This window comes from Hymenobacter sp. HSC-4F20 (assembly GCF_019599275.1).
Taxonomy (GTDB): Bacteria; Bacteroidota; Bacteroidia; order Cytophagales; family Hymenobacteraceae; genus Hymenobacter.
Map to the genome: position 1 here is coordinate 1,063,363 of NZ_JAHZTD010000002.1, position 14,260 is coordinate 1,077,622.

A 14,260-nucleotide genomic window follows, 5' to 3' on the forward strand; every position below is an offset into this window, starting at 1 on the left:
AGGCTACAGCCCTTGCGCAAAGCTGCGCAGCAGCTGGGCTACCTCTTCCGGTGCTTCGTAAGGTAGCAGATGGCCCGCGCCGCCAATAATTTCCAGGGGCGTTCCAACGGGTAGCAGGGGTAGCGTTTCCAGCCCGTGCACCGACGGCGACATCACGTCATCCTGGTCGCCGGCCACAATGGTGCAAGGCACGCACACGCTGCACATTTGGGCGCTTAGGTCTTCGCGGCTACCGTGCAGCAGCCAGGCGTCCCAGGCCAGGCGGGTGCTGCGCAGATTGTCTTCCAGGATTTGCTGCCGGAGGGCTTCGGGCAGCGGGCGAGCGGTAATTTTCTGCAAGGTCTTTTCGGCTTCGCTGGGCTTGCCGTACGCCCGCATGCTCGCCATCCGGTCTTCGTCGGTTAGGGGCTCAGGACCGGGGGGCGAAGGGCTAAGCAAGGCCACGCCGGCCAGGCCAGCCGGTTGTCGGGCGGCCAGGGCCAGGGCAATTTTGCCGCCCATGCTGTGGCCCACCAGCACGTAGCGCCCTACCTGCTTTTCAGCCAGAACGTGCTCTACCTCTTTAACGTAGCTGGCCACCGAGTAGCTGCTAACCACCTCGTGGGCAGCACCGAAGCCCGGCAGATCAGGAGCCAGAAAGAGGTAGTCGGGAGCCAGCAAATCGGCCACTTGTTGAAACTCGCGGCCGGAGCCAGCCCAGTAGTGCAGGCCAATGAAGGTAAGCGCAGGTACAGCAGCCATAAGGGAAACAGCAAATCATCCGTGGGCCCAGACCCGGGCGCAACCAGACGGTGCCGGCCCGGCTGAGCTACCGGCTGTACGTGTGCGCGCGGACTTAGAGCCGAGCTGAACCGGCAAGTTTCTCTAGGGCCGCCTTGAATTCGGGCGTGTCGTAGTCGGCCATGCCTTCGTGCCGGGCGGCTATTTGCCCATTGGGACCCACAATCAGGGTAGTCGGAATAGACTCTGAGTCGAAAGCCGGAGGTAGCGGAGCGGCCGGAAAGTACACCGGAAACGTGTAGCCTTTGCGAGCTACCACGCGGCGGGCCTTGTCGGGGTTCTGATCCAGCGAAATCATGACGAAAGCTACTTTTCGCTTATCTACCTGGTGGTAGAGCTTCTGTAAGCCAGGCATTTCGGCCATGCAGGGCGGGCACCAGCTAGCCCACAGGTTTACCAGCACCACCTTGCCTTGTAGGTCGCGCAGATTTGCCGGCTTACCATCCAGGGTAAGCAGGGACAGGTTGTGAGGGTAGGAGGTGCGGGTGGCCTGAACCGGGGTTTGGGCCGGCGCCGGGGGTAGGGTTGGCCGCCACAGCCCCGTAGCCAGCAACCCCTGTTGCACACTGCCCAATACGGGCGTGCGCAAATCCGTGAGTAAGACAATCAGAAGTGCCACTATCCCGCCCCACTGAGCAATAGTGCCCCACTTTGGCTTTGAAAACTGCATGGTTGATACCTAAGCTAACATGGTTGGGCCTTCGGGTTTACCCGAGGCGAGCTGTGGGGTTCCAGGCGTAACGCGTCAGCGCCACCGAATCTTTTGTTTTGCCTGGCCGGCCTGCAGCCGCTCGGGCACTTTGCTGAGAATAAGGTCGCGCAAGGTAGTCAGCAGCGGGAGACGCACGAAGCCGTGGTGTACTACCAGGCTGATTTCGCGCACCGGTTCGGGCGCTTCAAAACGCTTCACCATCGGGCTGCTCAGCTCCGTGAGCACCGACAGCTCCGGTACCAGTGTGTAGCCGTGGTTATGACGCACCAGCTCCTTCAGGGTTTCAATGGAGCCACTTTCATACGTAAAAGGCCGGCTGGTGGCGGCTGGCGCAGGCGCACAGATGTTCAGGACCTGATGGCGGAAGCAGTGGCCCTGCTGCAGCAGCCACAGCCCCGGCGCGCCCATGTCCTGGGGGCTGATGGTTGCCTGCGGGTACAGCTCATGCTTCTCCGAGATATAGCCCAGAAAGGGCTCTTCCAGCACGGGCACTTCCCGCAGCTGCCGGTCGTCGAGGGGCGTAACCAACAGGCCCACATCCAGCTGATTATCTTTTAGCCGCTGAATAATCTGGGCCGACTGCAGCTCCTCCACTTGCACGCGCAGCTGGGGGTAGCGCTCCACTAGCTCCACCAGAAACAGGGGCACCAGATAGGGCGCCAGCGTAGGGATGATGCCCAGGCGCAGTTCGCCCACCAACTCCCCCTTTTCTACCTGTACTACCTCGCGCAGTTGCTTCACTTCGCGCAGCACTTGTCGGGCCTGCTGCACTACTTTTTCGCCCACAGCGGTTGGCTGCACCCCCTTGGTAGTACGGTCGAAGAGCAGCACGCCCAACTCGTCTTCCAGCTTCTGGAGCTGCATACTCAGGGTAGGCTGCGTGACGTGGCACTTCTCCGCCGCCAGCACAAACTGCCGGTAGGTATCAAGGGAAATAAGGTATTCCAGCTGCTGCAGATTCATCGCGCAAATATAGACATAAGCTATACTAGTATAAAAACAATCGATTTTCCTTATACCGATGTAAGCTCAACCTTTGTGCACCCCGAACGGCGCCCTGCCTCGGACTTCTCCGCTGACATCTCTTATCTACTTTCTCCCATGGAAGAATCAACCCAACCCCGGAAGCTCACTACCGCCGCCGGCCGCCCGATTTTCGACAATCAGAACTCGCTTTCGGCGGGTCCGCGTGGGCCGCTGCTGCTCCAGGATTACTTCTTGCACGAAAAGCTGGCCCACTTCAACCGGGAGCGGATTCCGGAGCGCGTGGTGCACGCCAAGGGCTCGGGCGCCTACGGTACTTTCACGGTTACCCACGACATTACCCACCTCACGCGCGCCCAGATTTTCAGCCAGGTAGGCAACCAGTGCCGCATCTTTCTGCGCTTCAGCACGGTAGGCGGCGAAAAGGGCTCGGCCGACACGGAGCGCGACCCCCGCGGCTTCGCCCTGAAGTTCTACACCCCGGGCGGCAACTGGGACGTGGTGGGCAACAATACGCCGGTGTTCTTTGTGAAAGACCCGGTGAAATTCCCCGACTTTATTCATACCCAGAAGCGCGAGGCCCGCTCCAACCTGAAGTCGGCTACCATGATGTGGGACTTCTGGAGCCTGAACCCCGAGAGCCTACACCAGGTCACCATCCTCATGTCGGACCGCGGCACGCCCTACGGCTACCGCCACATGCACGGCTTCGGCTCGCACACCTTCTCCCTGATCAACGCGGAGAATGAGCGAGTATGGGTGAAATTCCACTTCCGTACGGAGCAGGGCATCAAGAACTTCACGAGCGAAGAAGCTGCCCACATGAAGGCCCAGGACGCCGACTTCGCCCAGCACGACCTGGTGGACGCCATCGACAGCGGCAATTTCCCGCGCTGGAAGATGTTCATCCAGACGATGACCCCGGAGCAGGCCAAAACCTTCCGCTGGAACCCCTTCGACCTGACCAAAGTGTGGCCCCAGGGCGAGTTTCCGCTGCAGGAAGTAGGCGTGCTGGAGCTGAACGAGGTGCCGGTGAACTACCACGCCCACGTGGAGCAGGCCGCCTTCGCCCCGGCCCACGTAGTAGACGGCATCGGCTACTCGCCCGATAAAATGCTGCAGGGCCGCATCCTGAGCTACCCCGATGCCCAGCGCTACCGCCTGGGGGCCAACTATGAGCACCTGCCCGTAAATGCCTGCCCCTACGGCTTCAGCAACTACCAGCGCGACGGTCAGATGGCCCTCGGCGACAACGGCGGCCCCGGCCCCAACTACTTCCCCAACTCCTTTGATGGCCCCGTGGAAGACCAGACCGTAGGGGAGCCCGACCAGGAGCTGGACGGCCTGTTCGCCGACCGTTTCGACCGGAACATAGGCCCCGGCGACGACGACCATTACACCCAGCCCGGCAACCTGTTCCGCCTCCTCGACGCGCAGGCCCAGCGCAACCTCATCGACAATATTGTAGGCTCCATGAGCGGCATTGAGGGCCCCAAAAAAGACCTCATCATCCAGCGCCAGCTTTGCCACTGGTTCCGCGCCGACATCCGCCTGGGCATGGCCATTGCCAAGGGCCTTGGGGTAGATGTGGAGATGCCTACCCAGCACCCACAGCCTGTTGCCGCAGCTGTATAAACCCGATCTGTACTACCGTGGGAATTGAAAAGCCGCTCCGGATTCCGGAGCGGCTTTTTTGTGTACGGTTTACGTAACACCAGTTGTTCTGCTTCAACTCTGCTCCGCAGAACGGTAAATAAACTTTCCCGTCTAGAGCGCCTTCTTCCGGCTATCCTTAAACTTCTTGATTTGCGGGTCGATGATCTTTTTGTCGCCGACTACCACAATGGTCATGGCCTCGGGGCGCACGTACTTGCGGGCAGTTTCCGAGACCTGCTGGGGCGTGACGGCATTGATGTTCTTAACCTGCTCCGTGAGGTAGGAGTCGGGGAGGCCGTGTAGTTCCAGGGTGTTAAGCTGGCTGATGATGCCGCCAGGGGTAGAGTTGCGCAGCACAAATAAACCCGACTCGTAGTTCTGGATGCCTTTTAGCTCCTCCGTGGTGGGCGGGGTTTTCTGGAGGCGCTCAATCTCGTACACGATTTCCTTGAGCGAGTTGCCGGTTTCCTGGGTGGTCACGTCGGCGTTCTGGGTCCAGTTGCCGGCCCGGTAGTGCGTTTCGATGTTGCTGTAGGGCGAGTAGGTGTAACCCTTGTCCTCGCGGATGTTGCGCGTGATGCGGGAGCCGAAGGAGCCGCCCAGCAGGGAGTTCATTACGCGCAGCTTTGTGTAATCAGGGTGCGAGGGGTCCACTACCGGCATGCCAATCATCAGGGTTGATTGGGGGGCGCTGGGGCGGTCCAGGGTCAGCACGTCGGGCCGAATCTGGGCTTTGGCAATTTCGATGTGGGGCACCGGGCCCTTATCCCACTGGCTCCAGCTCTTGGTAATGGCCTGGCGCAGGGCATCTTTATCGAACTTGCCGGCCACGTACACGCTGGTACGCTGGGCGCCGTACTGGTTCTGATAGAAGGCTTTTACCTGCTCCAGGGTCAGGGCGTCAATGGCCGCGTCGGTGGGTAGGGGCCGGCCGTAGGGGTGGCTGCCGTAGAGCGAAGCCACGAACTTCTGCCGGGCCTGCATGCTGGGCTGGGCGCGGGCCAGGTTCATTTGCCGCTTGAAATCGGCCTTGATGCGGGGCAGCTCACTGGCAGGCAGGGCCGGGTGCTGCACCACATCAGCCAGCAGGGTAGCCAGCTCCGGCGCGTACTCCGAGAGACAGGAAGCCCACAGCATCGTCTGGTCCTGGCCCACCGAAATGTTCAGGGAGCCGCCCATGCGGGCTACTTTGTCGGCTAGCTGGGTGGCATTGAGGGCAGTAGTGCCTTCGCTCATGAGCTTGCCCAGCAAGTCGGCAATGCCTACCTGGTCGGCGGCTTCGTGCACGTTACCGGCCTGGATGGCCACCATCATCGTTACTTTGGGCACCTGGCCGTAGGGCACCAGCTTGGCCGAAAGGCCATTGGGTAGCTCAAACTCCTCCTTGGCCGGTAAGGTAAAGTCGCGGGGCGTACCGCCGGGGGGCGGAGTTTCCTTGGGGGTAGCAGGGGCGGCCGTGGCAGCGGTAGGTGTAGCCCCCGTAGTGGCTTTGCTGGCCGGTTTGGCGGCGGGCTTGGTTTGGGCCAGTGCTGCCGGGGCAGTGGTTAGCAGTAGGGCCGCGCTGAGCAACCCGAGGTAGGAAGTTTTCATACGGTATCGGGTTAGCTTTTGGCCAGCGGATTAACAACCACAATGGTGCGGTTGGTCGGCCGCAAGTATTCCTGAATGGTGCGCTGCATCACGTCGGGCGTGATTTTGCGGAATTCGCCTTCCAGCTTATTAATGCGCGAGGGGTCATTATCAAACAAGGCAAAGGAAGCCAGCATGTCGGCGCGGCCAAAGTTATCGGAGCCGGAAAGCTGGTCGTAGAGGGTGGAGCGCAGCTTCACCACGGCCAAATCCAGCGTGGCCTGCTCGATGCCGCCTTTGGCTAAGCGGTTGATTTCCTGGTCGAGCACGCTCACGACGGAGTCCGATTTCACGGTTTGGTCGTACACCAGGTTGCCCATCCAGAGCATGGGGCCGGCGTAGTTGAAGGCGTTGCCGAGGTAGTTGATGCCCCCACTCACGTCATCGGTCAGGCCGCGCTTCTGCACCATGGCCTGGTAGAGGCGCGAATCTTTGCCCTGCAGCAGAATCTGGTCGAGCAGGATTAGGGCGTAGTACTCGGGGGTGTTGCGCTCGGGCATGTGGTAGGCGAAAGCCAGGGCCGGCTTGGTAGCCAGCTTATCGTCCTTGGTGAAGCGCTGCTCCTTTTCCTGGCGCGGCTCCGTAAGGTCGGGCTTGGGCGGCTGGGTAGCGGCCGGAATGCCCGCGAAGTATTTCTCGACCCACGCTTTAGCCTGGGCCGGCTCAAAATCACCGACTACAGCCAAGGCGGCATTGTTGGGGGCGTAGTAGGTTTTAAAAAACTGCTGGGCATCTTCCAGGGTGGCGGCGTCCAGGTCTTTCAGGTCGCCGTAGAAGTTGTGGGCGTTGTTCCAGTTTTTGTTGGCGTATTGGGGCATGTCCAGCCACGGAAAGCCGCCGTAGGGCTGGTTGAGCACGTTCACGCGCACCTCGTTTTTTACTACCCCCTGCTGGTTGGTAAGGTTGGCCTGGTTGATGGCCAGGCCGCGCATCCGGTCGGCTTCGGCCCAGAGCATGGTTTCCAGCTTGTGGGCGGGCACTACCTCAAAGTAGTTGGTGAAGTCGAAGCGGGTAGAGCCGTTCAGGATGCCGCCGTTCTTCTGAATCAGCTGGATGAACTCCATCTTGCCCAGGTTCTGGGAGCCCTGAAACATCAGGTGCTCAAACAAGTGGGCAAACCCCGTGCGGTTGCGGGGCTCGTTGCGGAACCCGATGTTATAGTACGCCGCCACGGTAGCCGTCGGGGCCGTGTGGTCGGGCGAGAGGACTACTTTCAGGCCATTGGGTAGCGTGTAATATTCCACCGGAATCTGAAACAAAGCCACCGCCGGCTGGGCCGGGGCCGCTTCGGCCGTAGGCGGGGGGGTAGTGCTGGCGGTAGTTACGGAGGTAGCCTTGGGGCTGCAGGCACCCAGGGTCAGCAGAAAGGCCGTGCCCCAACCCAGCGCGTGGCCTACAGGAGTAATTAGCTTCATAATGAGCAGGTAAGAATGGTGAAGTATCCCGAATCGACCTCAACCTACACAATCTATTGCAAAGAATTAATCCTGTTCTATATAAGAAAAGTAGATAATCAACCAACTATGCCTGCCGAAGTACGGACGGCTGGTTTTTGTCAATGAACGAAAGGGGTAACAAACAGCAGGCAGTGCTTTTTTGCCGCCCACTCTAAAGAAAAACCCGCTCCGGTTAGTACCAGAGCGGGCTTCTGTTGGGAGGCTAAAACCTAATTAGTTGTTCTGATAGTCAACGGGTTGCTTGCTATCCGCCTCTTTATCCTCCAGGGAAGGGTAGTCGATGTAGCCTTTGTCGCCGGGCACGTAGAAGGTGCTGGGGTCGGGGGTGTTGAGGGCGGCACCGATGCGGAAACGCTCCACCAGATCGGGGTTGGCGATGAACGGTACGCCGAAGGCAATGACGTCGGCTTCGTTGCCTGCCAGGGCTTTATCGGCGGTTTCCTGGGTGTAGCCCCCGTTCAGGATAAAGGTACCGTTGAAGATTTTGCGCAGGTGCGCCGCTACGGCCGGGGCGCTGGGCTGGGCCATGGGGTGGCCGGGCAGGGCCTCAATTACGTGCAAGTAGGCCAGGTTAAACTGGTTGAGCTGCTCGGTCACGTAGCTGAAGGTTTTCACCGGATCCGAGTCTTTGATGCTGTGGCTGCCCTGGGGCGAGAGGCGGATGCCCACGCGGTCGGCGCCCAGCTCATCCACTACGGCCTGCACCACTTCCAGCACAAAGCGGGCGCGGTTTTCCAGGCTGCCGCCGTACTCATCGGTGCGCTGGTTCGAGCCATCCTGAATGAACTGGTCGAGCAGATAGCCGTTGGCCCCGTGAATTTCAGCGCCATCGAAGCCGGCCAGCTTGGCGTTGCGGGCCGCCTGGCGGAACTGGTCTACTACCCCCGGAATTTCGCTCAACTCCAGGGCGCGCGGCGTGGGCACTTCTTCAAAGCCCTGACCCGTGAAAGCTTTGGCGCCTTCGGGCTTGATGGCCGAGGGGCCTACGGGCAGCTCGCCGTTGTGGAAGAAGGGGTGCGACACGCGGCCTACGTGCCAAAGCTGAATGAAAATGCGGCCCCCGGCGGCGTGCACAGCATCCGTCACTTTTTTCCAGCCCGCTACCTGCTCCTCGGAGTAGATGCCGGGCGTGTTGATGTAGCCCACGCCCTGGGGCGACACCTGCGAGCCTTCCGAAATAATCAGGCCGGCGGTGGCGCGCTGCACATAGTATTTCACTACGGATTCGGTGGGCACGTTGCCCTCGTTGGTGGCCCGGCTGCGCGTCATGGGTGCCATGGCGAAGCGGTTGGGTAGGGAAAGCGCGCCCACCTGAACGGGCGTAAACAAATTGGGAGTCTGGCTCATAGTACAGTCGATAGTTGAGAAACAGTAACGTACCGTTTCAGCACCCATCAACTAATGTCTATACACCAATGTTTTGGCTACCTTCTGAAAAAAGTCTCGCCTGCCCTCCCGAGCAGCAGTGAGGCATCTAGGGTAGCCACTACCACTGGTTCCAGATTCCTCGCCTCTGCTCAGGAGGACAGTTCTCTTAGTGTTCCGCTTACAATACAACTACCGCACTACTACCTCTACCCGGCGGTTGCGGGGGCGCTGCTGCGGGTCGCGGTTGTCGGCTACGGGCCTTGTGCTACCGTAGCCGCGGGCCGTAAGCCGCACCGAATCAATGCCTTGCTGCACCAGATACTGCCGCACCACGCGGGCGCGCTGCTCAGAGAGGCGCAGGTTGAGGGCGGGCTCGCCCACATTATCGGTGTGGCCGGCTATTTCCAGCTGCATGGCGGGTTGCTCGCGCAGGGTGCGGGCCAGGGCGTTCAGGGTGGGCCGGGAGGTAGGCAGCAACACGGCGGTGCTCTGGGTGAAATAAAGGTTGGGCAGCGTCAGGGCTGCGCCTTTGCTCAGGGCTGCCAGGTCGGGTAGCCCAGCTGCCGAAGTATCGGGCGCGTCGACAATCACTGGTTTCCCAGGCGCTGGCTTGGCTGCCGCTGGGCGGGGCGTAGCTGGCCGAACACCAACGGGAGCGGCATTTCTTGGTTTCGGTACCGGCTTGGGAGGGCGCGGTTTGAGCGACGATGGCGTGGGGGTGGCCCCCGTTTTCGCGGGCACCGGCAGCAGGGCCGCCGTGGCTTTCGGCTTAGGCGGAGTGGCATCTGCCAGCGGTACCGCTGTAGCGGGCAGGCGCTGGTACAGGTTTGCAGTAGGAATTGGCCGGGGCTCGTCAAACGAATCGGGCAGCTTCCAGGCCAGCAAGGCTCTTGAGTCCCGCTCTACTTGGTAATACTCCACCCGCACCGGATAGTAGCGGCCCGCCGTCAGGTTCATGTGGGTGGTGGAGGTAGTGACGGGCTGGTCGCGCCAGGAATCCAGCACCTTACGGCCGCCTATCCAGACGCGCATACCGTCGTCGACGGCAATCTGGAAAGTGTACACTCCCGTTACCGGCACGTATAGGTGCCCCACCCAGCGCACTGAAAACCACTCGGCGGGCACGCCGGGCCCCGGCGACACAAAATGGCTACCATCGGGGCCGATAGTCCAGTTGAAGTTGATGCCCGGATCGGTGCGCGCCAGCACTAGCTTCTCGAAGTTCTTGCCTTCGTAATACTGTCCGCGCAGGCCGGTGCCGGGAACATGCTGGGCCAGCGCCAGGCTGCTGAACAGACAGAAGCAGCCCACAAGGGTTTGACGCAGGAAAGGGGGTAGGCGCATAATCATCAGGCAGATAGGTAGCCGTAAGATGGATAAGTTGCCCGGCAATGGAAGCTGTATTCAACAAATTGCCTGCTTTACTTCAACGAAACATTGCCTTCAAACTATATAATCTGTTGCACTACCTACGTGCTGCTGATAGAACAGCTTATGGAGACGCGACACATGGCCACGCCGCCCCTGTGGTTCGCGTCTTGGCGTTGAATGATTGGAATCAGGACGCTATAAACAGCAGCAGGAATGAGGAGACGCATACTGTTGCTTCTCTACAGAGCGAGCAATGAAACGGAGAGGGCTCTTTTCCTACCCCCTGTTCACGGCCAAACCTTCCCGAATTGAATTTCGAAGATTCCTGCTGTATCTTCGCCCTGTTACTTATCCAGAAAGACCGAGGGACTGGGCCCGACGACGTCTTGGCAACCTGAAATAAAACAAGGTGCCAACTCCCATTTCGCCAGCTAAGCGGCTGCGCGGAAGAAGATAAGTACCGGACTCGCCCTGCGGCGGCTCTTTCTGGATAGGCACTTTTTCGCTGCCGATTTTCTTGATGAGCTGATATGCCGACGACCCTCCACTCCCCGCTGCACGATATTCTTGCCCAGCGCGTCCTGATTCTGGACGGTGCCATGGGCACCATGATTCAGCGTCACACGCTGACGGAGGATGATTTCCGGGGCTCGCGCTTCGCGGATCATCCCAAGCCGCTGCGCGGCAACAACGACCTGCTCAGCCTTACCCGCCCCGACATCATCCGGGGCATCCACGCCGATTACTTCGCGGCCGGGGCCGACATGGTGGAAACCAACACCTTCAGCGGCACTACCATTGCCCAGGCCGACTACGCCCTGGAGCACATTGTGTATGAGCTGAACTATGAGTCGGCGCGCATTGCCAAGGAAGTAGCCGACGAGTTTACCCGCCAGAACCCCGACAAGCCCCGCTTCGTGGCCGGGGCCATCGGGCCCACCAACCGCACTGCCAGCCTCTCGCCCGACGTAAACCGCCCCGGCTTCCGGGCCGTGACGTTTGATGAGCTAGCCACGGCCTACCACGAGCAGGTGCGTGGCCTGATAGATGGCGGCTCCGACGCCCTGCTCATTGAAACCATCTTCGACACGCTGAACGCCAAGGCCGCTCTGTACGCGGTGCAGAAGTTCTTCGACGAAGGCGGCCGGGTAGTGCCCGTCATGATTTCCGGCACCATTACCGACGCCTCCGGCCGCACCCTTTCGGGGCAGACGGTGGAGGCCTTCTGGAACTCGATTCGGCACCTGCCCCTGCTGAGTGTGGGCCTGAACTGTGCCCTCGGCGCCGATCAGCTCAAGGTGTATATCAAGGAGCTAAGTCGTATTGCCGATGTACACATTTCAGCCTACCCCAATGCCGGCTTGCCCAACGCGTTCGGCGGCTACGATGAGTCGGCGCAGGAGTTTGCGGGCGTGGTGGAAGGCTACCTGGCTGATGGCCTTGTAACGGTGGTAGGCGGCTGCTGCGGTACTACCCCCCAGCACATTGCCGAACTTGCCCGCCTCGCCGAAAAGTACGAGCCCCGCCCCTTGCCCGCGGTACCGGCTGCTACCCGACTGAGCGGCCTGGAGCCCTTCGGCATCACGGAGCAGAGCCTGTTTGTAAACGTGGGGGAGCGGTGCAACGTAACCGGCTCCCGCGCCTTTGCCCGCCTCATTCGGACGGGTGCTTATGAGCAGGCCCTGCAGGTAGCCCGCGACCAGGTGGAGGGCGGTGCCCAGGTAATTGACGTGAACATGGACGAGGGCATGCTCGACTCGGAGCAGGCCATGACCACCTTCCTGAACCTGATTGCCTCCGAGCCCGACATTGCCCGCGTGCCGGTGATGATTGACTCCTCGAAGTGGAGCGTGCTGGAAGCCGGCCTCAAGTGCGTGCAGGGCAAGAGCATCGTCAACTCCATTTCCCTGAAGGAAGGCGAGGAGGTGTTCAAGGAGCGCGCCCACACCGTGCGCCAGTACGGGGCCGCCGTGGTGGTTATGGCCTTCGACGAGCAGGGCCAAGCCGACAACTACCAGCGCCGCATCGACATCTGCCGGCGCAGCTACGACATCCTGGTGAATGAAGTCGGCTTCCCGGCCGAGGACATCATCTTCGACCCCAACATCCTCACCGTGGGCACCGGTATGGAGGAGCACCGCCGCTACGCCCTGGAGTTTATTGAGGCCGTGCGCTGGATCAAGCAGAACCTGCCCGGCGCCCTTACCAGCGGGGGTGTGTCGAACATCAGCTTTGCTTTCCGCGGCAACGATGTGGTGCGCGAGGCCATGCACTCGGCCTTCCTCTACCACGCCATTCAGGCCGGCCTCGACATGGGCATTGTGAATCCCAGCCAGCTCGCTGTGTACGACGACGTGCCCCAGGACCTGCTGGAACTGGTGGAAGATGTGCTGCTGGACCGCCGCCCCGACGCCACGGAACGCCTCGTCGACTTCGCCGAAACGGTGAAGCAGAAAGACAAAGTAGAGGTAGTAGCCGACGCCTGGCGCAGCCTGCCCGTAGCCGAGCGCCTGCAACACGCGCTGGTAAAAGGCATTACGGAGTTCATCGACCAGGACACCGAGGAAGTGCGCCAGCAAGTAGGCCGCCCGCTCGATGTGATTGAGGGCCCGCTGATGGCCGGCATGAACGTGGTGGGCGACCTGTTCGGGGCGGGCAAGATGTTCCTGCCCCAGGTGGTAAAATCGGCCCGGGTAATGAAAAAGGCGGTGGCCTACCTGGAGCCTTACCTACAAGCCGAGAAGCAAGGCTCGGCGCGGCAGTCGGCCGGCAAAATCCTGCTGGCTACCGTGAAAGGCGACGTGCACGACATCGGCAAGAACATCGTGGGCGTGGTGCTGGCCTGCAACAACTTCGATATCGTGGACCTGGGCGTGATGGTGCCTTTGGAAAAGATTCTGGACGAAGCCCAGGCCCAGGGCGCCGACGTCATCGGCCTCAGCGGCCTGATTACGCCCAGCTTGGATGAAATGGTGTACGTGGCGCAGGAAATGGAGAAGCGCGGGCTGAACACGCCCCTGCTCATTGGCGGGGCCACTACCTCCCGCCTGCACGCAGCCGTGAAAATTGCTCCTAACTACTCCGGCCCCGTGGTACACGTCAACGACGCCTCGCGCTCGGTAGGCGTGGCGGCGGGCCTGCTCGGCTCGGGCAAGGAAACCTATGCCCGCACCGTGCACGAGGAATACCGCCAGCTGCGCGAAGACTACGCCGGCCGCCAGCGCGAGAAAAGCTACCTCACCATTGAGGCAGCCCGCGAAAACGGTTTCAAAGCCGACTGGGACACTACCCCCATCACCACGCCCAGTTTCCTCGGTACCAAGGTACTGGAAGATTACCCCCTGGCTGAGCTGGCCAAATACATCGACTGGACGCCCTTCTTCCACACCTGGGAGCTGAAAGGCCGCTACCCCCGCATCCTTACCGATGAAACCCTGGGCGAAGCCGCTACCAAGCTGTTTGAGGACGCTCAGAAAATGCTGCGCCAGATTATCGACGAGAAGCTGCTCACGGCCCGCGCCGTGGTAGGGTTCTGGCCCGCCAACACGGTAGGCTATGATACCATCCAGGTGTTCGAGGACGACACGCGCCAGCAGGTCCAAACCGAGTTTTTCACCCTGCGCCAGCAAAGCGAAAAAGCGCCCGGCGTGCCCAACCTGGCCTTCTCCGACTTCGTGGCCCCGCGGGAAACCGGCCGCCAGGACTACATCGGGGGGTTTGCCGTAACGGCGGGCATCGGCATTGAAAAGCTGCTGGACCAGTACGAAAAAGACCACGACGACTACTCCAGCATTATGGTGAAAGCCCTGGCCGACCGCCTCGCTGAAGCCTTTGCCGAGCGCCTGCACCAGCGGGTACGCAAAGAGTTCTGGGGCTACGCTTCCGGTGAAAACCTTTCCAACGAGGACCTCATCAAGGAAGAATACCGCGGCGTGCGCCCGGCGCCCGGCTACCCTGGCTGCCCCGACCACACCGAGAAAATCACCCTGTTTGAGCTGCTCGACGCGGAAAACAAAACTGGCATCCGCCTCACCGAGAACCTGGCTATGTATCCCGCCTCCTCGGTCAGCGGCCTCTACTACGCCCACCCCGATTCGCGCTACTTCGGCCTCGGCCGCATTGGCAAGGACCAGGTAGCGGACATTGCCGAGCGCAAGAACATGCCGCTAGCCGAGCTGGAGCGCTGGCTGGCCCCCAACCTGAACTACGACCCAGCCAGCGTGCCCGTAACGGCGCTGTAGCCCCACGAATCATCTCCTTCTTCTTGAGTTGAAGAAGCATGCACAACCCGACTTGGTTAACG

At 60.9% G+C, this 14,260-nt stretch carries 9 protein-coding genes and 1 riboswitch; of the genes, 2 read left to right on the forward strand and 7 right to left on the reverse strand.

From position 1 onward, the window contains the following. Positions 1–3 precede the first annotated feature (3 nt). The 3 genes from K3G63_RS14385 to K3G63_RS14395 all read right to left on the reverse strand — a co-directional run bounded on the left by K3G63_RS14385 (position 4) and on the right by K3G63_RS14395 (position 2,455). Positions 4–741 carry an alpha/beta fold hydrolase gene (locus K3G63_RS14385; RefSeq protein ID WP_220614779.1) on the reverse strand — a complete coding sequence of 246 codons (738 nt, stop codon included), beginning with the start codon at positions 739–741 and terminating at the stop codon, positions 4–6. 94 nt (positions 742–835) lie between these two features. Beyond that, positions 836–1,450, reverse strand: a complete 615-nt coding sequence (locus K3G63_RS14390; RefSeq protein ID WP_220614780.1) for a TlpA disulfide reductase family protein — start codon at positions 1,448–1,450, stop codon at positions 836–838. A 75-nt stretch (positions 1,451–1,525) separates the two neighbouring features. Beyond that, positions 1,526–2,455, reverse strand: a complete 930-nt coding sequence (locus K3G63_RS14395; protein ID WP_220614781.1) for a LysR substrate-binding domain-containing protein — start codon at positions 2,453–2,455, stop codon at positions 1,526–1,528. 138 nt (positions 2,456–2,593) lie between these two features. On the opposite strand from K3G63_RS14395, the gene K3G63_RS14400 reads away from it, so the two are divergent. Then, the gene (locus K3G63_RS14400) at positions 2,594–4,111 is read left to right on the forward strand and encodes a catalase (RefSeq protein ID WP_220614782.1); all 1,518 of its coding nucleotides are present in this window, start codon (positions 2,594–2,596) and stop codon (positions 4,109–4,111) included. Between the two features lie 132 nt (positions 4,112–4,243). On the opposite strand, the gene K3G63_RS14405 is transcribed toward K3G63_RS14400, so the two are convergent. From K3G63_RS14405 to K3G63_RS14420, 4 genes are all read right to left on the reverse strand, one after another. Next, positions 4,244–5,722: a pitrilysin family protein gene (locus K3G63_RS14405; protein ID WP_220614783.1), complete on the reverse strand. Its 1,479-nt coding sequence runs from the start codon at positions 5,720–5,722 to the stop codon at positions 4,244–4,246. A gap of 11 nt (positions 5,723–5,733) precedes the next feature. Continuing rightward, entirely contained in the window at positions 5,734–7,176 is a 1,443-nt protein-coding gene (locus K3G63_RS14410; protein WP_220614784.1) for a pitrilysin family protein, read from the reverse strand. A 255-nt stretch (positions 7,177–7,431) separates the two neighbouring features. Then, the gene (locus K3G63_RS14415; RefSeq protein ID WP_220614785.1) at positions 7,432–8,565 is read right to left on the reverse strand and encodes an alkene reductase; all 1,134 of its coding nucleotides are present in this window, start codon (positions 8,563–8,565) and stop codon (positions 7,432–7,434) included. 210 nt (positions 8,566–8,775) lie between these two features. Continuing rightward, on the reverse strand, positions 8,776–9,930 hold the full coding sequence (locus K3G63_RS14420; protein WP_220614786.1) for a PA14 domain-containing protein: 1,155 nt from the start codon (positions 9,928–9,930) through the stop codon (positions 8,776–8,778). 372 nt (positions 9,931–10,302) lie between these two features. Then, positions 10,303–10,417: riboswitch (SAM riboswitch) on the forward strand. Positions 10,418–10,487: 70 nt separating this feature from the next. On the opposite strand from K3G63_RS14420, the gene metH reads away from it, so the two are divergent. After that, entirely contained in the window at positions 10,488–14,198 is a 3,711-nt protein-coding gene (gene metH / locus K3G63_RS14425) for a methionine synthase (protein WP_220614787.1), read from the forward strand. Positions 14,199–14,260: the final 62 nt, after the last annotated feature.